The organism is Pseudanabaena sp. BC1403 (assembly GCF_002914585.1).
Classification (GTDB): Bacteria; Cyanobacteriota; Cyanobacteriia; order Pseudanabaenales; family Pseudanabaenaceae; genus Pseudanabaena.
Window position 1 is genome coordinate 117,003 of record NZ_PDDM01000013.1, and the last position, 24,310, is coordinate 141,312.

At 42.4% G+C, this 24,310-nt stretch carries 20 protein-coding genes; 7 read left to right on the forward strand and 13 right to left on the reverse strand.

Going from position 1 to position 24,310, the window contains the following annotated elements; translation table 11 throughout:
- Positions 1 to 27 precede the first annotated feature (27 nt).
- The gene (locus CQ839_RS13450; RefSeq protein ID WP_103668795.1) at positions 28 to 1,095 is read right to left on the reverse strand and encodes an AI-2E family transporter; all 1,068 of its coding nucleotides are present in this window, start codon (positions 1,093 to 1,095) and stop codon (positions 28 to 30) included.
- A gap of 107 nt (positions 1,096 to 1,202) precedes the next feature.
- Between CQ839_RS13450 and CQ839_RS13455 the strand changes: the two genes are divergently transcribed.
- From CQ839_RS13455 to CQ839_RS13465, 3 genes are all read left to right on the forward strand, one after another.
- The gene (locus CQ839_RS13455) at positions 1,203 to 1,982 is read left to right on the forward strand and encodes an ABC transporter permease (RefSeq protein WP_103668796.1); all 780 of its coding nucleotides are present in this window, start codon (positions 1,203 to 1,205) and stop codon (positions 1,980 to 1,982) included.
- Positions 1,983 to 2,279: 297 nt separating this feature from the next.
- On the forward strand, positions 2,280 to 3,224 hold the full coding sequence (gene pip / locus CQ839_RS13460; RefSeq protein WP_103668797.1) for a prolyl aminopeptidase: 945 nt from the start codon (positions 2,280 to 2,282) through the stop codon (positions 3,222 to 3,224).
- Positions 3,225 to 3,297: 73 nt separating this feature from the next.
- Entirely contained in the window at positions 3,298 to 4,578 is a 1,281-nt protein-coding gene (locus tag CQ839_RS13465) for a glycosyltransferase family 4 protein (RefSeq protein WP_103668798.1), read from the forward strand.
- Between the two features lie 197 nt (positions 4,579 to 4,775).
- Here the strand turns inward: CQ839_RS13465 and CQ839_RS13470 are convergent, their stop codons facing one another.
- A complete protein-coding gene (locus CQ839_RS13470; protein WP_103668799.1) occupies positions 4,776 to 5,162 on the reverse strand; it encodes a YraN family protein in 387 nt (128 codons plus the stop codon).
- 35 nt (positions 5,163 to 5,197) lie between these two features.
- Between CQ839_RS13470 and CQ839_RS13475 the strand changes: the two genes are divergently transcribed.
- The gene (locus CQ839_RS13475; RefSeq protein ID WP_103668800.1) at positions 5,198 to 5,701 is read left to right on the forward strand and encodes a pentapeptide repeat-containing protein; all 504 of its coding nucleotides are present in this window, start codon (positions 5,198 to 5,200) and stop codon (positions 5,699 to 5,701) included.
- A 201-nt stretch (positions 5,702 to 5,902) separates the two neighbouring features.
- A complete protein-coding gene (locus tag CQ839_RS13480) occupies positions 5,903 to 9,076 on the forward strand; it encodes a SpoIIE family protein phosphatase (RefSeq protein ID WP_103668801.1) in 3,174 nt (1,057 codons plus the stop codon).
- A gap of 155 nt (positions 9,077 to 9,231) precedes the next feature.
- Here the strand turns inward: CQ839_RS13480 and tuf are convergent, their stop codons facing one another.
- The 9 genes from tuf to CQ839_RS13525 form a co-directional block, all read right to left on the reverse strand.
- A complete protein-coding gene (gene tuf / locus CQ839_RS13485) occupies positions 9,232 to 10,497 on the reverse strand; it encodes an elongation factor Tu (RefSeq protein WP_103668802.1) in 1,266 nt (421 codons plus the stop codon).
- Positions 10,498 to 10,604: 107 nt separating this feature from the next.
- Complete coding sequence (gene fusA / locus CQ839_RS13490; protein WP_103668803.1) at positions 10,605 to 12,686, reverse strand: elongation factor G; 2,082 nt, start codon at positions 12,684 to 12,686, stop codon at positions 10,605 to 10,607.
- An 84-nt stretch (positions 12,687 to 12,770) separates the two neighbouring features.
- The gene (gene rpsG / locus CQ839_RS13495; protein ID WP_094536346.1) at positions 12,771 to 13,241 is read right to left on the reverse strand and encodes a 30S ribosomal protein S7; all 471 of its coding nucleotides are present in this window, start codon (positions 13,239 to 13,241) and stop codon (positions 12,771 to 12,773) included.
- A 76-nt stretch (positions 13,242 to 13,317) separates the two neighbouring features.
- Positions 13,318 to 13,731 carry a 30S ribosomal protein S12 gene (gene rpsL / locus CQ839_RS13500; RefSeq protein ID WP_103668804.1) on the reverse strand — a complete coding sequence of 138 codons (414 nt, stop codon included), beginning with the start codon at positions 13,729 to 13,731 and terminating at the stop codon, positions 13,318 to 13,320.
- A gap of 190 nt (positions 13,732 to 13,921) precedes the next feature.
- Complete coding sequence (gene tpiA, locus CQ839_RS13505; RefSeq protein WP_103668805.1) at positions 13,922 to 14,671, reverse strand: triose-phosphate isomerase; 750 nt, start codon at positions 14,669 to 14,671, stop codon at positions 13,922 to 13,924.
- Positions 14,672 to 15,517: 846 nt separating this feature from the next.
- Positions 15,518 to 16,708, reverse strand: a complete 1,191-nt coding sequence (locus tag CQ839_RS13510) for an energy transducer TonB (RefSeq protein ID WP_103668806.1) — start codon at positions 16,706 to 16,708, stop codon at positions 15,518 to 15,520.
- A gap of 55 nt (positions 16,709 to 16,763) precedes the next feature.
- The gene (locus CQ839_RS13515; RefSeq protein WP_103668807.1) at positions 16,764 to 17,192 is read right to left on the reverse strand and encodes a biopolymer transporter ExbD; all 429 of its coding nucleotides are present in this window, start codon (positions 17,190 to 17,192) and stop codon (positions 16,764 to 16,766) included.
- Positions 17,185 to 17,841 (reverse strand): MotA/TolQ/ExbB proton channel family protein, encoded by a 657-nt coding sequence (locus CQ839_RS13520; protein ID WP_103668808.1) that lies wholly within the window; start codon positions 17,839 to 17,841, stop codon positions 17,185 to 17,187. The genes CQ839_RS13515 and CQ839_RS13520 overlap by 8 nt, the downstream gene beginning before the upstream one ends.
- A 221-nt stretch (positions 17,842 to 18,062) precedes the next feature.
- Positions 18,063 to 20,126: a TonB-dependent siderophore receptor gene (locus tag CQ839_RS13525; RefSeq protein ID WP_103668809.1), complete on the reverse strand. Its 2,064-nt coding sequence runs from the start codon at positions 20,124 to 20,126 to the stop codon at positions 18,063 to 18,065.
- 279 nt (positions 20,127 to 20,405) lie between these two features.
- Here CQ839_RS13525 and CQ839_RS13530 point away from each other — a divergent pair, with 279 nt between their 5' ends.
- Positions 20,406 to 21,605 carry a GNAT family N-acetyltransferase gene (locus CQ839_RS13530; RefSeq protein WP_103668810.1) on the forward strand — a complete coding sequence of 400 codons (1,200 nt, stop codon included), beginning with the start codon at positions 20,406 to 20,408 and terminating at the stop codon, positions 21,603 to 21,605.
- A gap of 71 nt (positions 21,606 to 21,676) precedes the next feature.
- Positions 21,677 to 22,297 (forward strand): hypothetical protein, encoded by a 621-nt coding sequence (locus tag CQ839_RS13535; RefSeq protein ID WP_103668811.1) that lies wholly within the window; start codon positions 21,677 to 21,679, stop codon positions 22,295 to 22,297.
- 51 nt (positions 22,298 to 22,348) lie between these two features.
- Here CQ839_RS13535 and CQ839_RS13540 read toward each other — a convergent pair whose 3' ends face one another.
- Together CQ839_RS13540 and rnhA are read right to left on the reverse strand one after the other, a co-directional pair.
- Positions 22,349 to 23,128, reverse strand: coding sequence for a DUF4058 family protein (locus CQ839_RS13540; protein WP_103668812.1), 780 nt, complete (start codon positions 23,126 to 23,128; stop codon positions 22,349 to 22,351).
- An 86-nt stretch (positions 23,129 to 23,214) separates the two neighbouring features.
- Complete coding sequence (gene rnhA / locus CQ839_RS13545; RefSeq protein WP_103668813.1) at positions 23,215 to 24,147, reverse strand: ribonuclease HI; 933 nt, start codon at positions 24,145 to 24,147, stop codon at positions 23,215 to 23,217.
- Between the last annotated feature and the right edge of the window lie 163 nt (positions 24,148 to 24,310).

The window sequence follows — 24,310 nt, forward strand, 5'->3', positions numbered from 1 at the left end:
GCTGGAAAAGGTCGCTTAACGACTTTTTTATTGTTTATGATCAGGATCATCGTCCATAGGACTAGCAGTAAAATGCTTGAAAAGAATTCTGCTTGTCCCTGCGATCGGCGGGGCGATGATTGCACCAACTACGCCAAAAAGCTCCGCCCCAACTATTATTGACAGCAAAAGCTCAAAAGCATCAAGATTTAAATAAGGTGCAACTAGCCAAGGCTGAAGGATAAAAGCTTCGATCTGTTGAAGTGCAAAGCAAATAAATATAGCGATCGCACCTTTATTAAAATCAACGCCCCATGCCGCGATAAAAATTGCGCCTAGAGCTATCAGTGCACCGATATAAGGAATGAGATTGGAGATCGCGACCAATAGCCCCAATGCTCCTGAGTAGGGAATCCCAAAAATAGAGAGCGTCAAATATGTGCAGAAGCCGAGCAAACTAGAAGTGCCAACCCTCCCCACCACATAGGCTCCGAGACATCTGGTAATCGGCGGGATTAAAATTTCTACCTGTTGGCGAATCTCACTAGAAAAAGGACGTAAACACCTACGCACCAAACTATCAGAATGAATCACCATATAAGCAGCAATCAACATGCTCAAAATGCCAACCCCGATCGCATTCACAATTTGCAAAGTAAATACAAAAGTCTGCCCAACGATATCTTTGCCAAAATTTTGAGCTTGGTCGATCAATGGCTGCGTTTGCAAAATGCGACTGAGTTGGTCTTGACTAAAATTAAACATTCCCCCTTTGGGCAATTGAATCTGCTCTAACAAATTTGGCAGTTTAATAAAAAATTGTCCAAGTTCCAGAATAATCTGAGGGGCTGGAGTGATTGCTAAAATGATAACTATCAATAAAAACAGGTAGAGGATCACCACAGCCCATACTCGATTTAAGCCAATTTTCCAGCGATTAACCCTAATGCGAAGACTAGCGAGTTGCTCAACTATTGGTGTGATCGCTCCTGCTAAAAACACACTAGTCAGCAATAATTGCAAAGTCTGTTGCAACCTAAAGGCGAGATAAATTGCTATAGCAATGATAGCTATGCGCTTTAGATATTTGCTGAGAAAGTTTTTGCCATTTAACACAGTTGTTCTTTATCTCTTACTAGCAGTTACTAAAAGAGTGAGCAGAGCTTCTTGCCACCGCTACTTATAATTACCATAGCTAGCCACTCAATTACTAAAAAATTCACATGAACTATGGGTATGAAGCGATCGCAATCGGGCGACGTATTTTATTAGAACTATTTCGCACATATCGGACTTTGCTCTTGTGGGTGATTTTTCCCATTTCGATGCTGTTACTGAACGGCTTTGTCTTGGCAGAAGGTTCAAAAATTACGACCGTTGAATCCTTTAAACTATCTGCCCCCGCAACATTAATCGGTTCAGCTTTATTTTTTAGTTGTCTTGGTGGCACAATGTCCACAATTGTCTCAGAGCGAGAAAGCCTGACAATTAAGCGTTTATTAATTTCACCGATCAATGGAATTTCATACTTTCTTGGTATTTTCTTAGCCTACGCAGCGATCGGTATTGGACAGACCTTAATCATTTATACAGTTGCTGCGTTTTGGGAAGTCCGCTTTAGTGGCTCGATCGCTTTGGGGATTTTTGTGATTTTGGCGAGCATTGGATCATATGTGGGCATTGGCTTTGTGCTAGCAACAAAATTTGCGCGTAAGGTCGAAGATGTCAACTCTTTGGTCGCAGGCGTGGGCGTACCGCTCTTGATTTTAGGAGGAGCATTTTTTCCAACCACATTTTTATCAAAAGATTTACTTTTGATTACTCAGTTTAATCCTGTCTATCACATGAGCGAGGCATTTACAGCCCTCTCAACTGATAGCAAAACCCTTTCAAATCCAGATATGGTAATACATCTTCGGTTTTTGGTTGGTTTTTTCGTCGTAGCGATCGCCGCAGGTTGGCTTGCCTATAAACGTATGTTAAAAACTGAAAGTCATTTATAAAAGCAAAAATAAAAGCAAAAACAGAAAGAGCGCCTCGCGCTCTTTCTGTTTTTTTGGCATTAAGTTGCTATATTAGGCACTTCCATAAATTAATCAGGCAATATCGCGATCGCAATGCATGTTCAGCGGCGCAAAGCGCGGCAACTCTCTTGGATTTTGGAGACACAAAATGGCTTCGCTATTTTGTGTCTCCAAAACCATTACTGGGATTGATTTTCATCTCACAAAAGTGTCGCCAAACTTTTGTGAAGTAGTATCACACTTGGCGATAGCTATAAATCCTTTAAAAAGTACTTTATGCGCGAACTATATCCAGCAATCGAGCCATATAGACAGGGACTACTTAAGGTATCAAATTTACATACCATTTATTTTGAAGAGTCGGGAAATCCTCAAGGTAAGCCTGTAGTAATTTTGCACGGAGGACCAGGGGGAGGAAGTCAGTCACTCTATCGTCAATATTTTAATCCTGACTTATGGCGGATTGTCCAATTTGATCAGCGTGGCTGTGGCAAAAGTACACCTCATGCTGAACTCACAGAGAACACCACATGGCATCTAGTCGAAGATATTGAAACTTTACGTAAATATCTCAATATCAATGACTGGGTTGTATCTGGTGGCAGTTGGGGCAGTGCCCTCGCTCTTGCTTATAGTCAAGCCCATCCTGAATATTGCCAAGCCTTAATTTTGCGGGGCATTTTTATGCTGCGTCGTAAAGAACTAGCATGGTTTTATCAAGAGGGCGCAGGTTATCTTTTCCCTGAAGCTTGGGAACAATACGTTGAACTAATTCCTACAGATGAACGTCACGATATGATCGCCGCTTACTATCGCCGACTCATTAGTGATGATCAGCATTTGCGATCGCAGGCAGCTCGCACTTGGTCAATTTGGGAAGCCAGCACTAGTAAGCTCATCCCTGACCTAGAATTAATCACTCGCTTTGGGTCAGCAGAATTTGCTGATGCCTTTGCAAGACTTGAATGCCATTACTTTGTTAACCAAGGATTTTTTATGTCAGAAATGCAGCTTCTCGAAAATGTTGATCGCATTCGGCATATTCCCACAACTATTGTCCAAGGTCGTTATGATGTGGTCTGTCCGATGTTTACGGCTTGGGAACTGCATCAAGCTTTCCCAGAAGCTGAGTTTATTGTCGTACCTGATGCTGGGCACTCCATGACTGAGCTTGGTATTCGGAGCGCGTTAATTAATGCAAGCGATCGCCTTGGCAAATAAAAATTGCTACATATGACCTGATACGTGGCTAGTTGTAGCAGGTGAAGACTAAAAAAGAATAACGAGTGAGATAATGGCTGACAAAAAACAGGGCAAAACCAACATAAGTATCATTACTCAATTTTATCCACCAGACTATGCAGCAACTGGTCAATTTATATATGACTTAGCAGGGGCTTTGGCGCAAGAAGGATTTGAAGTAAGTGTGTTTACTGGGATGCCAGGCTATGCGTTTAGACAGACAAATGTAAAGCACGAAGAGCATGACAACGGGGTATTTGTGCGGCGCACTGGCTCTATTCATCTGATGTCTAAACGCATTCGCAACAAAGTTCTTGGCAGTGTCTTATTTATAGCGAGATGTGTAGTTAAGTGTCTAAGCAAAGATATTCGTGGCTCACATTTAGTATTAACTTCTGCACCACCATTTTTGGGATTAATTGGATGGTTTTACAATAAATTTTTTGGTCATACCTATAGCTGCATTATTTATGACATTTATCCTGAAGTAGCAGTTCGCTTAAAAGTAGTTGCTCTCGATCATTGGATCGTCAAATTTTGGGAATTTGTAAACCGTAAGGTTTGGGATAGATCAGAATCATTGATCGTTCTCAGTGAGCCAATGAAGCAACTTTTGATTAAAAAACATCAAAATCTTGCAGGAAAGATCCACGTTATTCATAGCTGGGCTGACCCTAAATTTATTGTCCCGATCACAAAATCAGAAAATTGGTTTGCCAAGCTCTATGGGTTAACTGATTGCTTTGTTGTTCTTTATTCAGGTAATTTGGGACGCTGTCACGATAGTCAAACAATCCTCGATTGTGCCCAATCACTAATTAGCCGCACCGACATCAAATTTGTATTTATTGGTAATGGGGTAGGTTCACAGATTATTAAACAGGCGATCGCTTCAGGGCAATTACCCAATGCGCTGCAATTGCCTTACCAAGATCGAGAAGTTTTGCCATACTCCTTGACTGCCTGTGATCTCTCGTTAGTGAGTATTTTGCCTCATGTTGGCGATACGATTGCACCATCAAAAATTTATGGCATTCTAGCTGCCGCAAAACCTGTGGCAGTGATTTGCCCCCAAGGTAATTATCTGCGAGAAATTGTGAATGAAGGTAATTGCGGTAATTGTTTTGACAATGGTGATGCACAAGAATTAGCAGATTATATTTGCTGGCTAGCCGATAATCCGCACATCCAAGAAAAGCTCGGCAAAAATGCCCGCAAATTACTAGAACGTCATTACACAATTGATCAAGCTATTCCCAAATATATCGATGCTTTAGGTATAGGAGAGCAATGTCCAGATTCTGTTGAGCAAAATCAACCAAGTTTTTTATAACTACAGCAATGTAATACCAAAACACAAAATGGCTACGCCATTTTGTGTTTTTAAAACCCTTACTGGGTTTGGTTTTTAATTCACGAAAGTGTTGCCACACTTTTGTGAATTGGTATAAGCTTTGCTTAGGACATAAAGCCCAAATTAATAAAGGCGGAGCAAAGCTCCGCCTTTATTAATTTAGGTTTTGATTTGTCCTAGCTATCTCTTACATTGCTATATGCGTCAAAGGCTTGTTCAATATATGTCTGTAAGCAAAAATCAGCAGCTTTTGTGCGGCGGACTAGGGCAACATCAAACCGACAAGCAAGTGAAGATAGCTGTGGATTTTGCGCTAAAAATGTAGATGCGGATTTAATTAGTTTGGCTTGTTTCTTGCGTGTAATTGCTAGGCTGCCATCAGCATCCCAATTGCGATCGCTGCGGGTTTTCACTTCAATAAATAGCAACCATTGGCGATCACAAGCAATCAAATCCAACTCTCCCCAACAACAGTGCCACTGGGTTTCCAAAATTTCCCAACCATTAGCCTTTAGCAGTTGGGCTACTAGTATCTCCCCGCGATCGCCTACTTCTTTTGCCATAAACTTAATCTTAAGACTCAGCTATCATAAAGATTATGAAAATCACAGTTTTTACATTACGCAATTTTATTTTCCAAGCAATAAATATGCTGCTGTGTTTAGCCCTAATCTTGACAGGAGCTAACCCAGCTTTAGCAGATGTATATGTTAAAGCTTTTCTGGAAGGAGCTGACTTTTCGGGACGCTCACTCCAAGGCTATCAATTTAATGAATCTGATCTGCGAAATACATCATTTATTAATGCTGACGCTCAAGGAGTCAGTTTTTTTGCCGCCAATATGAAAGAGGCAAATCTGACAGGAGCAAATCTCAGCTATAGCACGCTTGATAATGCCCGCCTTGATAAGGCAAACTTAACCAATGCCGTAATTCAAGGCTCATTTGCTTACGGTACTTCTTTCAATAATGTGATAATTGATGGTGCAGACTTTACGGATGTAGATTTACGTCCACCAGTTCGTCTAAAGCTCTGTCAATCAGCGAAAGGACAAAACCCTGTAACTGGTAGATTTACCCGCGAGACTCTCGAGTGCAACTAAATCCGAATTTATGTGCTTTAAGTCTTAACTTTACAGGAAACTACCATATTTGTATGAAGTTACCCTATCTTAGGGAGTATGATTCTGTGCTATGCACACAGAATTTTTGGGAACTATTTGTAATAAATAGTTTGGCTGATACAAATACTAAATGACTGTGCTAACAATAATTGTTCTGAGGATCGCTCTGCCTATCAGTGTATGCAGTTAAATGAAACTTCCAATGACCTATCAAGTGGCAGATTATTACAAAGAAGCTTATTGCCACAAAGCTTGCCTGCTTACCCTGGGCTAGATATTGCTGCGGAAGTATGGACAGCAGTAGATCTTGGCGGCGATTATTATCAGTTTTTAGAGCAATCAGGCACATTAGCTGTAGCGATCGCAGATTCTTCAGGCAAGTCCGTGGCAGGAGCGATCCATGCAGCTTTATTTAAAGGACAACTTGATGCTTATGGGCAGCAAGGCAGGCTCCAAAACCCAGCCTCTATGCTCAATTCTTTAAATCAATTGCTATGCAAAAGTGGCACTGATGATGCGATCGCCTTCTGTTATGGCGCACTTAACCTTTTTACCTATGAGCTGCATTTAGGTAATGCTGGCATTCCAGGCCCATTAATTTATCGAGCTGAGACTGATACTTGCGAAGAAGTTGTCAACCCTGCGATCGCACTGGGTCGTTTTGATAGTGCTACCTACAAAGCCACTTCGCGATCGCTTAATGAAGGAGATATCGCGATCTTTTTTAGTGATGGACTATTTGAAGCCACTAGTCCATCAGGAGAGGAATTTGGAAGATCTAGTGGTAATGATATTTCACCACTTCGCAAAACTGTAATTGAACTAGCAAAATATCCAGCCAAAGATATATTACAAGGATTAAAAGTAGCCCTTGATCAATTCTCAGAACTAGAGTTTCCCGACGATGATGTTTCGATCGTGGTAATCAAACTTAAAACCAAAGTTAAGTTTTCTGAACTGCGTAACTGTCCTTATCTTGAGTCTTTACAAGCATGGCAACGCTCTGAAGAAATCGATGAATCTTGCTTATTGAGAGGAACACGTCTTGCTGAATCCCTAGCTTGGGCAGAAGGACAACCAGAATTACCTAGAATTGATCTTAATTTTTTGGAGGCTTCTCAAAGGGTCAATGAGCGCGAACAATTGATGGCAGCTCGTGCTGCAGATGCAGATCGCCTCGAAAAACTCAGCCAAGAGCTAGAAAAGAGCCTAGATGCTGAGCGCCGTCAGCGTATAGTTGCTGAGATGGGCGAAATCAATGAAAAAATTGTTGCTTACACCATTTCTTCAGAAGCGCTTTTTCTTTCTAACAATCATATTGAAGCAATGATTGCTGGCGTAATTGGTGGTGTCCAGCTTAAGCGCCTCACAACACAAGTTGAAGAGAGTACTCTCGAAAATCTTCGTGCCAACACTCAAATTCGTGCCATTACTGCGTTGGAGCAGGTTGTCTACGGCACTCATGAATTTAATCGTCTTGAAGGACATGGGTTTTGGGTTAATAAAGTTTGCTATTCCCGCGATGGTCAATTTATCGCTTCGGCTAGCAGCGATCGCACCATCAAAATATGGGATGCTTCAGGAGTTTTATTACAAACCTTAACCAGTCATACCAACTGGGTAACCAGTGTCGCCTTTAGTCCAAACGGCAACCAGTTAGTTTCAGGCAGCCGCGATAATATGGTTAAGATCTGGAACCGCGATGAATCTGCAAATGGTAATTTTGCTTCCCAACCGATCGCTACGCTCAGGGGACATGAAGGACCTGTTTTAGATGTATGTTTCAGCCACGACGGAGAGATGATTGCCTCAGCAAGCGAAGATACTACCGTTAGGCTCTGGAAAAATGACGGTACAGTGATTCGCACTTTACGCGGCGGGCACGATCGCTGGGTGACCTGTGTGGCTTTTCATCCTAATAGTAAATCTTTAGTTTCAGGTAGTGCCGATCGCAGCTTAATTGTTTGGAATACCCTTGGGGTAAAACTCAGACATCTACGCGGTCATGATAGCTTTGTCGAAAGTGTTGCCTATGCTCCCAATGGTTTAGCAATTGTCTCTGGAAGCCGCGATCGCACCGTCAAAATGTGGGGATCAGATGGGGTCGTAATTAAAACCTTTTATGGACATTCAGACAAAGTATGGAGCGTCGCCTTTAGTCATGATAATCACACGATTGCTTCAAGTGGATTCGATCGTACAATTCGTGTTTGGGATATAGAACAAGGATTGCAATATACATTTCAAGGGCATGGCGACGTTGTTCATAGCATCGCCTTTAGTCCTGATGGCAAAACTCTCGCCTCAGCAAGCAGAGATACCACTGTAAAACTCTGGGCAATTCGTGGTACACCTTTACGCACTTTAATGGGGCATACAGATGAAGTCATCTCTGTCGCGGTTAGCCCTAACTCTAAGTTTTTAGCATCCACTTGTAAAGATAAAACTGTCAATCTCTGGAATGCCAATGGCAAGCTTGAGGCGATCTTAGAAGGACATAATGATAAAGTTAACTGTGTCACTTTTAGCCCAGATAGTTCTACAATTCTAACTGCCGCCGCCGATGCTAGTATCAAAATGTGGAGAACTGATGGAACTTTAATTGACACAATTAGTGCCCATCGTGCGGAAATTTATAAAGTTGTCTATCGTTGCGATGGTCAAGTTTTTGCTTCTTGTAGTGCTGATGGCACTGTCCGAGTTTGGAGCGCTGACGGTAAATGGTTACAGACTCTCACAGGACATACTGCGGAGGTTTACAGTATCGACTTCTCGCCTGATGGAAGTATGCTCGCGTCAGCTAGCAAAGACAAACTTATTAATCTCTGGAGTTGGGATGGCACTCTACTCGGAACTCTTGATGGACATAGCGCTGAAGTCTATACGGTTTGCTTTAACCCCAATGGCAAAATGATTGCTAGTGGCAGCATGGATCAAAGTGTGAAACTTTGGAGTATTGAAGGGCAATTAATTAAAACCTTAAATGGTCATAGCGCTGAAGTCACTAGTGTTTGTTTTAGTCCCGACGGGAAATCAATCGTTTCCGCCAGTGAAGATTCGACAATTCAATTTTGGAGCGGTGATGGTACGCTTTTGCGAACCTTTAACGGACATCAAGGGCCAGTGCGCAGTGTCTGCTTTAGTCCCAATGGCAAAATTTTGGTGTCATCGGGTGAGGATCATAAAATCATCATGTGGAATCTCGATCTTGAGAATCTCCTAATGCGCGGATGTCAATGGTTACAAGAATATTTAAGGACGAATATTAACGTTTCCGAAGAGGATAAGCGTACTTGCTTAGGTGGATGTGGCTGGCTCTATAAGCATCTCAAATCTACACCGCCACCCTCTTAGAAAGGAAAGGGGTTGTTTTTTCTCACGATCGCCATGTGTTCGATTTCGGGGACGTTATCGCTCCGTAAAGTGCAAAAGGCAGACCCAGCCGAGATTTTTAATTAACAAAAAAAAAGCCTCGCACAGCGAGGCTTTTTTTGATTGAAGAGAATTAATTATTTCTTCTTCTTGTCGTCGCCGCCCTTAGGAGCGTCAAGAATCTTGCTGACAACTCCAGATCCAACAGTACGACCACCTTCACGAATTGCAAAGCGCATTCCTTGCTCAATTGCGATCGGGTTAATTAGATCAACTGTCATCTTGATGCGATCGCCAGGCATAACCATTTCAGCTTCGCTACCATCATCAGCAGTAAAGGTAACAATGGTTCCAGTTACATCAGTTGTACGTACATAGAACTGAGGACGATAGCCAGGGAAGAAAGGAGTCTTACGACCACCTTCTTTCTCAGTCAAAATGTAAACTTCACCTTCAAACTGAGTATGAGGATTAATAGACTTAGGCTTAGCCAAAACCATGCCACGCTCAATCTCATCCTTCTGGATACCACGAAGCAGCAGACCAGCATTGTCTCCAGCCAATCCTTGCTCTAGGCTCTTCTTGAACATTTCAATACCAGTGACGGTTGTAGTGCGAGTATCAGTGATACCAACAAGCTCAACAACATCGCCAACTTTAACAGTACCGCGCTCAATCCGACCTGTAGCAACCGTGCCACGACCAGTAATCGAGAACACATCTTCAACGGCCATCAAGAAAGGCTTGTCAACATCACGCTCAGGAGTAGGAATATAGGAGTCAACTGAATCCATCAAATTCCAAATCTTGTCAACCCAAGGATTTTCGCTACGTTGAGTCTTAGGATTAGCAGTCATTTGCTCGACGGCTTTCAATGCAGAACCACGAGTGATGGGAATATTGTCGCCATCGAAGTCATAGGAAGAAAGCAATTCACGAACTTCTAGCTCAACTAGTTCAACTAGTTCATCTTCGCCTTCCATTTGATCTTCTTTGTTCAAGAAAACAACAAGATTAGGCACACCAACCTGACGAGCTAGCAAAATGTGCTCACGGGTTTGAGGTTCAGGTCCATCGGCAGCAGATACGAGGAGGATTGCTCCATCCATTTGTGCAGCACCAGTGATCATGTTTTTAACATAGTCAGCGTGCCCAGGACAGTCAACGTGAGCATAGTGACGAGCTAAGGTTTCATACTCAACGTGAGCAGTATTGATCGTAATACCGCGAGCCTTTTCTTCAGGAGCAGCATCAATTTGATCGTATGCCTTGGCTGTTGCCTGACCCGCTGCTGCTAAAGACATCGTGATTGCAGCAGTTAGGGTAGTCTTACCATGGTCAACGTGACCGATAGTACCGATATTGACGTGGGGTTTGTTTCTCTCGAATTTAGCGCGTGCCATTTTTTCGTAATTATCCTTAAATTTAGTAATTGTTACTCTATTGCATAGAGCATTTATCGGTAATTATTACTCTAGTTTATAGAGTATTTGTTGAGTATTTTAAAGGACTACTCTTTTTTGCCCTTATTTTTAGCAATGATGGCTTCTGCCACATTCCTTGGCACTTCTTCATAATGGCTAAATTCCATTGAGAAGCTTGCCCTGCCTTGAGTTGATGAGCGAAGGTCAGTAGAATACCCAAACATTTCGGACAAAGGAACTCTTGCCTCAACGCTTTTTCCAGATGGGGTATCTTCCATGCCAGCAATATTGCCGCGACGACGGCTGAGATCGCCAATTACATCACCCATGTAGTCTTCAGGAGTTTCTACCTCAACCTTCATCATTGGTTCAAGCAAGACTGGCTGAGCCTTCATTACAGCTTCCTTGATTGCCATTGAACCAGCAATTTTAAAAGCCATTTCTGAAGAGTCAACGTCATGGAAAGAACCATGTACAAGGGTAGCTCTGAGGTCGATCACAGGATAACCAGCAAGAATTCCCGATTCACAGGCTTCTTTCATACCTTGCTCGGAAGGCTTGATGAATTCCTTAGGAATCACACCACCAACGATCTTCGATACAAATTCAAATCCCGTACCTGGTTCGGTAGGTTCCAAATTGATCACAACGTGACCATATTGACCCTTACCACCACTTTGACGAGCAAACTTGCCTTCAATATCGGTAACAGTTTTGCGGATAGTCTCACGATAAGCAACTTGAGGAGCACCCACGTTAGCTTCAACGTTAAACTCACGCTTCATCCGATCAACGAGAATTTCAAGGTGAAGCTCACCCATACCAGAGATAATTGTTTGATTTGTCTCTGGATCTGTCATTACGCGGAAGGTAGGATCTTCTTCAGAAAGAGACTGTAGAGCCTTGGATAGTTTTTCCATATCCTGCTTTGTCTTTGGCTCAACAGCCACAGAAATCACAGGTTCGGGAATAAACAGAGTCTCAAGAACAATTGGTGAGCTGTCGTCACAAAGAGTATCGCCAGTAAAGGTGTCTTTGAGTCCCAATACGGCACCAAGATCCCCTGCTCTGAGTTCATCAACTTCTTGACGATCATCAGCCTTCAATATGATCAAGCGCGAAATGCGTTCTTTCTTGTTTTTGCTAGAGTTTAAAGCATAGGAACCTTTTTTCAAGATGCCAGAGTAAACGCGAACAAAGGTAAGACGACCGTAGGGATCAGCCATGATTTTGAATGCAAGGGCCGACATTGGGGCATCATCCTTGGCCTCACGAATAGCCTCTTCACCGTTAGGAAGCAACCCTGAAACTGGTTTAACATCGCTAGGAGCAGGAAGATAGTCGATAACAGCATCAAGTAAAAGCTGTACGCCTTTATTTTTGAATGCAGAACCACAAGTCATCGGCACAATTGAACCACTCAAAGTTCCCTTGCGCAGACCTACTCTGACTTCTTCTTCAGTGAGTTCTTCACCTTCAAGATATTTTTCCATCAGAACGTCATCTGAATCGGCAACTGATTCAAGCAGCTTACCGCGCCATTCATTCGTCAGTTCGACTAAATCAGCAGGAATATCTATTTCTTCAATATCCTTGCCTATTTCGTCTTTATAGATATAGGCTTTCATTTTGACGAGATCGATAATGCCCACCAGTTCTGCTTCACTACCAATAGGTAACTGGATGGGGACAGCATTGGAGCCAAAACGAGCACGAATTTGCTCTCTTACTCGCAAAAAGTTCGCACCCATACGATCCATTTTGTTAACGAATACGAGACGAGGTACTTTATAGCGATCGGCTTGTCTCCAAACAGTCTCGGACTGAGGTTGCACGCCACCCACAGCACAGAAAACCGCAACTACACCATCAAGTACACGCATGGAACGTTCGACTTCAATTGTGAAGTCAACGTGTCCAGGGGTATCGATGATGTTAATGCGATGATCTTTCCAACTTGTACTAATAGCTGCTGCCGTAATCGTAATACCACGTTCACGTTCTTGCGCCATCCAGTCTGTCGTTGCGGTTCCATCATGGACTTCACCTATTTTGTGAACAACGCCAGAGTAAAACAGAATGCGCTCTGTAGTTGTGGTTTTACCAGCATCAATATGAGCTGCAATGCCTATATTGCGTACCTTATCTAAGGCAATAGAGCGTTCCACAATAGTTTCCTCGTGTTTATCAGGAATTAAGAATTTATATTAAGAATAGTATAGCGAGGCAAGCTAAGGTTTGATAGCGTTAGGTTAGTAACGATAGTGAGCAAATGCTTTGTTTGCTTCTGCCATTTTGTGGGTTTCTTCACGCTTACGGATGGTTTGACCAGTTTCATTGGCAGCATCCATCAACTCGTTAGCTAGTTTAGTAACCATACTACGCCCAGCACGACCACGAGAATATTGGACTAACCAGCGAAGAGCTAGAGCTACACCACGGTCAGTACGGACTTCCATCGGGACTTGGTAGGTAGCACCGCCAACACGACGCGCCTTGACTTCAACCAATGGAGTAGCATTACGAATGGCTCGGTCAAACACCTCTAATGGTGGATTACCTGTACGTTCGCCAATGGTGTCAAGGGCTTTATAAACGATGTGAGAAGCCACAGAATGCTTGCCGCGTGACATTACACGACGGATAAGCATACTAATAAGACGGCTGTTATAAACCGAATCAGGGGGAGTTATGCGCTTTGAAGCTTTCGTTCTACGGGACATTGCTGTACTAAATTCACCTTATAAAATGAATTGCTAATTTTACTAAATGGTTGCTAAAACCTTTTGCGAATGATTCTTACTTCTTCTTCTTGCCAGTACTTGCGGCGGCAGCTTGACCTGGCTTAGGACGTTTCGCCCCATACTTAGAGCGTCCTTGCTTACGATCCTTTACGCCCGAAGTATCGAGAGTGCCACGGATAATGTGATAACGCACACCTGGTAAATCTTTTACACGACCGCCTCTAATCATCACAACTGAGTGTTCTTGGAGGTTATGCCCAATGCCAGGGATGTATGCGGTGACTTCAAAGCCAGAAGTCAAGCGTACCCGTGCCACTTTTCTAAGTGCAGAGTTGGGCTTTTTGGGTGTTGTAGTGTAGACGCGCGTACATACTCCCCTGCGTTGAGGACAACTTTTTAGGGCAGGAGATTTTGTTTTGGTGTTTATGGTTTGGCGCTCACTGCGGATGAGCTGTTGGATCGTGGGCATAAGTGATGATTTGGTATATCTGCGGCTGTGTATTCTAATCAACAGCACATAATTATAACAAAGTACGTCTCACAAAGTCAATTGCAAAAACAATTGTCATGATCTTATGAGCTTTGTTATGGCTATGTCGGCTGTGGCGATCGCTGTCTTTAGATGGACAACTTGTAAACAAAAGGCAATGCAGGCAAAACTAACGATAATTTACAATTCGGGCAAAGCCTGCTGGGTCAAGACTTGCTCCGCCAACCAGCACACCATCAATTTCAGGTTGAGCCATGATCTCGTCAATATTATCAGCTTTGACGGAACCACCATACTGAATTGTGACGTTAGGATTCGTAAGCTTACCACGAATTAGTCCGATCACGCGATTAGCTTCGCTAGAGGCACAGGTATCTCCAGTGCCGATCGCCCAAATTGGTTCATAGGCAACGATCATATTATTCTGGTCAACATCAATAAGATCAGCGGCAAGCTGCGAAAAAATCCATGATTCAGTTTCATTAGCATCCCGTTGCTGCTTGCTTTCGCCAACACAAAGAATGGGTGTAATACCATGAGCTTGGGCAGCTTTAAGCCGTTTGTTCACGGTTTCATCGGTTTCACCGAAAAACTGACGACGTTCGCTATGCCCGATGATGACGTACTTTATGCCCATCTCTAGCAACATTGGCGCAGATATTTCACCTGTAAATGCGCCATTCTCTGCCCAGTGAACATTTTGAGCACCAATACTCAGGTTTGCTTGACCGATCGCTGGCAGGATTGTTTGTAAGATCGCCAAATTTGTATAGGGGACGCAAATAAGGATTTGCTGATCGGCGATCGCCGCTTGGGAAGCGGTAGTTTTGAGGTGTGCAGGAAATTCCGAGAAAAATGTTTTGGCTTCAGACTGGGTTTTATACATTTTCCAGTTGCCAGCGATAACGATTTTACGCAATGCTCATTTACCCCTGAGTTAAGATCATGAAAATAAAGAATTGTTGTCTATTTTACCGAAGAATGGATCATTAAAAGCAAAGGTAGTTGCGAAGCGATTGTCTTTGCTTTTGTCCCCAAAACTGAATGAGTCTAGCAGAAGGCTGCTAGACTCATGTTTTAAAGTAATTCAATTAAAGTTTCTACTAGAGGTTTACTGGAACGTGTTGGCATTGATTAACTGTACGCTGTAGCCCTTATCTTTTTAACTACATAAGTTTGTCTCATCTTGTCTTCATGCTAGGTCAAGACCTAAAGAAACATTGAACAAAAAATTAAGAGACCCCAATAACAATACAGGCTATCGAAGTTATCAAAACTACACCGATCTTTAGATTAAGCACTGCCCCGTAAAGATCGAAAGAATCGTGGGGAGCAACAAAGCGTCAATCCGATTTGACTTTTAACTCTTTCTTTTTGCTTCTCCTTTTTGCTTTCAAAGTTTAAGCTAGGTTCGCGTTTGGGTTGAGTTGCTTTGTCTCTTGTGCCATGTATATACATTAACGCAGGTTGTGTTCCACAACACTATTTGTTTACATAAATTCACAAGGTTCTTGTAAATCAAAATTCGGTAGTTCTAGAAGGAAATAATTCACACCAATTCACAAAAGTGTCGGCACTTTTGTGAGTTAAAGACCAAACCCAGCAAGGGTTTTAAAAGCACAAAATGGCTATGACATTTTGTGCTTTGGTATTTATGGCAAGGATCTACGGCACGAAGCATCATCAGTATCATCAATCCTTGCCTCTTTAGGATTGCCAAAAATTCTAAGTTTAGGTCGCCTTGGCTGGTCAAAAGCGTGGCCGATTATTTTTCACTTGGCGGTGGTGGTGGCGGTGGGAGTACAAGTGCGGGGGCAGGTTGGGGTGCGGCAGGAGGCTCAGGCTCACTAACTGATGCAGGTTGAGGTGCAGCAGGAGGCTCAATAACTGGTGTAGGTTGGGGTGCGGCAGGAGTTGTATTAACTACTGGGGTTGATGTTGATGCTGGAGATAGATCTGGGGTCGGATTATTAACTGGCGTTGTGGCTGTGGGAATTGGCTGCGATCGCTGGGCTTCACGTTGTTGACGCTCTTGCTCTGCTATTTTTTGTTGTTCAGCTTCACGCCGCCGCTCTTCATTTTGGCGCTGAAATTGTGAGCCAGATTCTTCAAAGGTGACGCGCACTTTTACATTGGTACGCCCACCCTCAGGTATGGTTTGCGGATTAAACTGCCATTTGCTCATCGCTTCAAGAGTTTCGCGATCAGTTTGCTCATCACCGCTAGATTGTCGTAACCGCACATTCGTAACCCTGCCATCGGGAGCAATATCATAGGTAACTCTGGGGGTTCCTTCTTTACCGCGATATTGGGGCTTTGGACAACTAAGGCATTCAAGTTTTTGAGGCTTAGCTTCATTAGGTGTAGTTACAGCAGGAGGTAATGTACTGGTTTGGGTTCCTTTTCCATTGGGGTTGCCATTGACGACACCACCAATTACTCCACCTTTTTTACCATTAGGATTACCGTTAATTTTGCCTCCAAGTACAAAGCCTGTGGGGATTTTAGAATTGCCAAAGCCCGAACCGAGACCATTTTTGGCTATGATCGGACCACCACCCTGCTGAATTTTTGTGTCGCTAAAACCTGTAGTAAGCATAGGTTTAAAACTATCTGGAGCCGCCGCATCTTTTCCTTCTTGTAGAGGTGTTGTAGTTTCAGGGGCAAGGGCGATCGCAGGCGGTGCAGCATCAACAGGTTGATTTGTTTCGATTTTGGCAATTGGCTCTGCTTCTTTAGCAACTTCTGCAACTTTCTCTTCGGGTGTATTTGTCGCATCGACCACAACTTCCATTGTGTCATCTTCTTTGCTGACAGGTTTCCACAAAGTTGGAATTGGAGTAATCATGGCGGCGGCATGAAGGCAAGCTGAGCCCAAAAAACCTACGAATAATAGCGTTGCTAAAGTTCGATTCTCTTTTTTAGATCGGATTTCGTCAAGTTCAGATAGATTCATAGGTTTACCTCCTAATTTGTGGTCTAGATTTTATAAAATGAGCCCCGTATAGCTATTAACTTCCTTTGGTGGCGATCGCCATCTTTACACGAGGTATTTGGCGCAGTTGATCCATAATTTGAATGACATCGCCATGCTGGACAGTGCGATCGGCGTTAAGAACCACGACAAGATCTTGATTTGGCTCTAGTAATTGCTTAACGCGATCGCTAACTTCGGCGATCCCAATTTTTTGTTTGTTTAGAAATACTTCTGTCTTATCATTGACGCTGATTGTGGCGCGAGCGGGTGTTTTTTGCATCGCTCCAGATTGGGCTTTTGGTAAGTCAACTGGTAGACCTTCAGTACGATTGAGAAATAGAGAAGAAAGCACAAAAAATGTCAGCAGCGCAAATAGAACATCTAGGAGCGGTACAACGTTTTTAATTTCCATTGGTTGATCCGCAAGATCTTCATCGTGGCGACGGCGAGTTCTTCTAGACATGAGCATTTACCTGTTGATTTGCTTGTTGTCGATGCGATCTCAAATGTTTTAGCTCTATTTGAGAACAGCATTCGTCAAAGTAGGCAAGTTGCTGAGCATAAAGCGATTTGAAAATACTTGCGACGATAAGCGCCATTACAGCCACGATTAAACCAACAGCCGTAGAAATTAATGCTTCACTAATGCCTCCTGTAACATTGAGAGCCTTAGATCCACCGACATCTCCTAATGTCAGAGAGCCAAAAGAACTGATCAAACCCGTTACAGTACCGAGTAGTCCGAGTAAAGGCGCTAAGCCAACAATAATTTCAAAAATATTATTGAAACGTTTGAGGTGAGGAATCTCTGATTGAGTCCGCGAATCAAGAGCTAGAGCAAATTCAGTCGGTGTGGCATCAGGCATGGATATAGCCTCTAGATAAATGCGGGCGATCGGTAGATCTAGATGTTGTTGAAGAAAATCTTTAGCTTGAGTAGGATCTTCTTGGTACATTTCCAAGGCTGTCCTGACAATCCTCTTCTGATGTTTTCTAATGCGCGACCAAAAAATTGAACGCTCGATCGCAAAACCAACTACTAGAAATGAGAAAATCATCAAGGGAATGACGGTAACGCCACCTGCAACTAGAGTATCAAACAGTTTAGACATGTCATGAAATTATGTTAGGCATCTTTTATAATACACTAATGCAAATATATAGCAATAATACTCCTATATATTTGCATTAGTGCATTATGGTAGTAATTTGTGTATGAGCTATACAGAATGAGTTTCGGGCATTTTTTGCAAGAATGCTACAGTTCTCCAGATATTGTCAAATCTAGAAATAATCTCAGTAGTTTTAACATAGATTTCTAATTAGATTAAGTTTAAAAACTAGCTTGTAAGCCAATCCGATAGGTGAGCCCAGGTTGAAAAATGCGGTTGGTTTTTTCGTAGCTTTGATCAGTTAGATTTTCTAGACTTAGGGTCAAAGATAAATCTTTGTATAATGGAACCTTGGCATTAAAATCTAGGCTGAGATAAGCTGGTGAAAACTCAGTGGGGTTCACTCCTGTGGCGGCAAATACCGATCGACGAGAGCCACTGTAATAGTTAAAAAACAGATTAGCTTGATAACCATTGGAGTTATAGTTAACACCCAACTTAGCAACAGAGTAGGGAACTGTAGCTAGCTGTAAGCCAACTTCAGAAGCAGTTCTGCTACTAGTAACTTTGGCATCGGTGTAGGTGTAGTTAAAAAATGATGAAAACTCAGGCGTGATTTGTAACTTTAAAGCCGCCTCGATTCCATTGGTGCTCACCTGTCCTACATTTTCCCAACGTCCTGCAATAATTCCGAGGCGATCGCTTAAACTGCTGCCAAAATAGGTCAACTGAGCAGTGAAAGAATTTGAAAGATTAAAGTCAAATCCCGCCGTATATGCCACACCCTTTTCAGGGATCAAGTTAGGATTCGGAAGCCAGCTATGAATGCTATCAGGAACAAATAGCTGATCGAGTCCAGGATTGCGCTGGAGAACTGCAAAGCTGTTACGAAAGATTATCTCAGGTGTGATATTCCATCTTGTGCCAACAGTGGGATTGAGATAACTCCCAAAATCATTGGTGAAGTTTTGGCGCAAACCCAGCTCAAGCTGAAAATTATTATCAAGCTGCAAGGTATTTAGCGCAAATAAAGCCACATGTGAGCGATCGCGACTGACCACACCAGTATTAACTCTAAAAGCGGGATTGTTGCTGAAAACATCGCCACGAATAGAACTGCTACTGATATCCAATCCTGAGGTGAGTTTGTAAGTAGGCGAGATTTGCCATTGATTTTCCACTCGTCCACTTAGGGCTTTAGAATCCAAGGAACCAGTCCGAAAGAATGCTCCTGATGGTCCATAGGTGTTGAAAAAGTCTTGATTAAATGCGATTGTCGTTTTGAGAATAGAATCATTCCCGTCGCCCAGTTTGGTGGTTAGGGTCGCGCCGATATTGAGCAAATCATGATCGAGGCGATCGCGTTGTAATGGAAATCCAAAATAAAGCAGTCCACGCCGACTAGCCGTTTTGTATGCGTCAAGGCTAAAAGAATTTCGAGAATCAAGGGGTGCTTCGACACTGCCATAGAAGTTGTCAATGCGAGTGTCTCCATTAAACAATCTGCCATCAGCAGGGTTACGGTTAGCTGCTCCTACGGGCACTGGATAGTTATTATCAGTGCTAAAACGCTCATACCCCAAGCGGAAGTTGACATTATCTAGAGTGCCGCCATAGCCAATTCGATAGCGCTGATAGCCATAGGAACCAATCTCAACTCCTGCGGTTGCTTTGAGTGGTTGTGGCTCTTTTTTGGTGGTAAGGTTGATCACTCCACCAAAGGCTTCCGAACCGTAGAGTGTAGCGCTAGTACCACCTGTGAGTTCGACACTTTCGATCGCATCGGCAGGAATACCATTGAGATCAGTCCCGCCGTGATAAGTACTAACATTGCTGCCAAAAGAACGCCCATTAATTTGAAATATGGACTGATTGATCGAAAAGCCACGCAGGAACGTACCTGTATGAATATCAGCACCAAAACCATAATCATTAATCGCAAATCCAGGCAAGCTGCGTAATATCTCGGCGGCAGTACTAGGGTTTTGCTGTTCGATTTCGGATTTAGGAATGATATAAGTGGGGGAAGAACTAGGAGCGAATGGCGATTTCGTACCTGTCACTCGGATTTCTGTTTCATCACTGTCATCTGCAACCATGCTTTGGGAGATCGGTTGAGATGTTGCTGGCTGAGTAGAAGATATTGACCTTAAATCTGAACTACGGTGAGAGACTTGCGATCGCATTTCCTCAACAGTTAATGGTTCTGCATTAGCCGCATTAGCCAAACCCCAAAATACTGACAAAAAACCAGATGCTAATAATAGCAACTTTAAAAGACTCATATTGACAACTTTACTCCTCACAAGTTAAATCAATTGACTCAACCTATATAGATTGAATTCGCTATATAGGTTGAGCCAATTGACCAACCTTCTAGTATTTGTTGCTTAATGAGAAATGTCAAAAGACAGGCTGTCAAATCAGCAATTCTCATTATGAAACTGATTTTTATAATGAGAATTGCTGCTGTCAAATGAAATTTTTATTTGGGATTGTAAATAACTTAATTTGTTAAGCTATGTATACTAAATACTTTACTTATCATTGCCAAGACTTTCACTATGCTGCAACAAGCTTCCCGTTATACGACGACTTGGGTGGATACAGTTAATAAGGTTAAGTCTGAAGCATGGAATATTCTCGCAAAGCCTTTGGCGACTCCTTTTTTTGAATGGGAATGGCTCTCGAATCTAGAGTCTTCTGGCTGCGCGATCGCACAGCAGGGATGGCTACCTAGTCATTTATTGGTATGGCAAGGTGATGTATTAGTGGCGGCTGCACCTCTGTATTTGAAGGGGCACAGCCAAGGCGAGTTTGTATTTGACCACCAATGGGCGGATTTATCCTATCGGTTGGGGATTGAGTATTATCCGAAATTATTGGGCATGGCTCCATTTACGCCTGCGGTGGGTTATCGCTTTTTGATGCATCCTGAGCTTTGCGATCGCGCTGATGAGGTATCAAAAATTTATGATTTGATGCTTGCTGAGATCGATCGCCTTTGCGACAAACACCAAATGTCGGGCTGCAACTTTTTATATGTTGATCCTAGTTGGAAGCATGAGTTGGAGTCGCGGGGATTTACAACTTGGATGCACCATAGTTATGTTTGGGAAAATCAAGAATTTACCGATTTTGATGATTATCTCAAAAATTTCAATGCCAATCAGCGCCGAAATATTAAACGTGAACGTAAATCGGTGGAAAGTACAGGAATTAACATGCGCGTTTATACGGGTGAAGAGATTCCACATTATTTCTATGGCTATATGTATGAGCTATATAACGATCATTGCAATAAATTTTGGGGCGGTAGCAAATATTTAAATCGCAAGTTTTTTGAAAACCTCGCCCATAGCTTTCGCGATCGCCTTGTGTTTGTGGCGGGTGAGATCGCGGATCATCCACAACCTTTGGGCATGTCATTTTGTATTCGCAAAGACGATCAACTATTTGGGCGATATTGGGGAGCGGTACAGGAAATCGATTGTTTGCATTTCAATGCTTGCTATTACAAGCCGATCGAATGGGCGATTTCTCAAGGAATTAAACGCTTTGACCCAGGGGCAGGTGGTCAGCACAAAAAAAGGCGCGGATTTCCTGCGACTCCAAATTACAGTTTGCATCGCTTCTATCGCGATCGGCTCAAGCAAATTCTTGTACCTTACATTAATGAGGTAAATACTTATGAGGCTAAGCAAATTCAGGCAATTAACAACGAACTACCCTTTGATTTTGCTCCACCCGATTTGAACGTATAAAAAAGACTTACCCTGCTATTTCTCCGTTTAAAATCCAGTAGTCATGGGTAAATTATTCAATTAGGTTCTATATGTCTATAAGTGCTTGGCTTATTGGAGACAGATACGAGGATAGAAAGCGTTTTAGCGGAGACGATCTTTTATTTAAGTATTATGGTCTTGATGCTTATAAGTATTCGCCTAAACCACATCTTAAGGGTGTAAAAATGCCTACTTTATCATCATGGAAAGGTCGCCATTTTAATGATTTAAAATATCTCTTGATTAAAATCAGAGAAGGAATAAGCTTAGAATATGATGATACTTATGATAATCCAGAAATACAAAGAGAAATACTGATGGAATATAGGGCTAAAGGTGATTCACATTTAATATGCCATCCACATTTTTTTGGTTGGTATCTCCCAATAGATTTCAAGGAAGTAAATTTAGCAAGCTCAGACTTGCTTGGACAAGGTTCTAGTTTTAGACTTCGTGACGAATTGCAAGAAATAGCTTCTAAGCTTGATTTTGACTTGGAAAAATATGTCACTTATGAATCTATTCTTTCTGATGATGAAATAGATTGCCTAAAAGTTAAGATGTTTGATGAAGATGATTTATTCGGGTACGAAAAAATGCTAATTCTTCAGTTATATAATATGGCAATTGCTAGTATTAGTTATGACTTAGTAATTGATTTTTACGGATAGTTGATATTGGCACTGGATCGACCTAAGTTGGAGTGCTAGTGAATAAAGACACTAACTATTTTCGATTAAGCTGTTTGCCCAAATTTCATCTTGACTATTTAAACGTGGTTGCGTCGGTTGAGAATAGTCGATCGCTAAGTCATAACGTCCGCGTTGATAAACCTGATCCACTAAAATTTGCAGGTCTAGTGTTGGTTCTAATTCACCTAAGCGTAGGGGAATAGAGAAATTAGGAATGCGATCGCGAATTGAAAACGCATATAAATCAGCAGCAGGACGCTCGTGGCTACGACTGACCAAAATATGATAATCAGACGCAGGAAGTTGCCCTTGTAAAAAGGATGAGTTAGTTCTTAAGAGATCAATTTCCACAAAATGAGTTTGGGTTTGTAAAATTCGCCTTCTTTTGCGGAGATAAGCTTCGCGTCCCTCACCTGTCTTTTTGTTTTTAGGAGAAAGTATCTCGATCGCAGTGATCACTTTTCCAGTTTGGACTTCACGAATTTCTAGATAGCGTTCGCTAATTTCCTCATATGTTGGCAAGAGAATACGAGTTGGAGCGCTTTCTGTTCGTTCAGCAACTGCGGTCGCTATATTTTTTTCACTGTTTGTTGTACTTCGACTAAGCAAAGCAACGTCTGGTATCCCAATTAGTAGATCATCACCCGTTTCATCGCTCCAATAAGTGCGTTTTTCGATTTCAATGCGATAGTCTTGGCTAATGGTGTCAGCGAGGGCATCAGCGATCGCCACGATCAATCGACTATGCACAGCCGACCATAGTTCAGGATTTTCTAAATAAGGATTCATGCCAGGAAAGGGGGAGGGCATTTTTAGACATCCTCTTTTACGTCGATAGTTTTCTGTAAGAGATTTGATGAAATTCTAACATGCCCTCTCTGAAAGGCTATTCTTTATTACATATATTTGGCGGTGTAACTACGAGCGATCGCATCGCATCTTTCGTTATCAGGATCGCCAGAATGTCCCTCTACCCAATGCCAGCGAATATTTGATGAATTGAGAGGATCGAGTTGTTGCCAAAATTCTTGATTTTTGACAGGCTTATTATCCTTAGTTTTCCACCCGTTCTTTTTCCAGCCTTTAATCCATTTGGTGATTCCATCTAGCACATATTTACTATCGGTATAGAGATCGACGGGAGTGGATTGTTTATGAGTGGAGAGAAATTCTAAAGCTGCGATCGCACCTTGTAATTCCATTTGATTGTTAGTTGTTTCGCGGATACCACCGCCGAGTTCTTTGGTACTGCCATCGGAGAAATGGATGACTACGCCCCAACCACCAGGGCCTGGATTTTTAGAACAAGCGCCATCGGTATGGATGCTGATGATTTTGGATTCAGTGGAATTGGTAATTGGTAATTTGTGATTGGTAATTGGTAATTGGGATTCGGTGATTGGTGATTGGGGGAGAGATATGGTTTCTGGTGTTGATTCTGATTTTGTACTTGTATTTGTGGAGGTGACTTGAGTACGCGATCGCACAATTTCTACGGCAACAGAGCCTAGAAAATTGGGAATTGGCGGTTGCTTGATCACTCGTACTTCAACCTGTGCGATTTTTTCGTCTTCGAGCAAGCTGTCTGCGATCGCGCCAACCAATCTCTCAATCAGTTTAAATTTCTGTGTCTGAATTAGATTCTCAATCTTGCGAATACAAGAAACATAGTTAACCGTATCGTCAATCTCATCGCTATGGGTGGACTTTTCAAAATCTACCCATAATGTTGTATCCACCTCAAACCATTGTCCTAATACATTCTCTTCGGGCAGATATCCCACATATCCATATGCTCTTACGCCCTTTAAATAAATTTTGCTTGTCATCTGATTGAGTAATGCTAGTTGAAATTGCTAAGTCTGTGCTGCATCAGACTAAAGAATACTTCTAAGTTAACCCGTTTCCAAGGATTTGAGCTTTTAGCCCGCACTTGAGTGCATAGGACTTACGCAAATCAACCAAGAACTAAAGTTCTTGGTTGATTTGCGT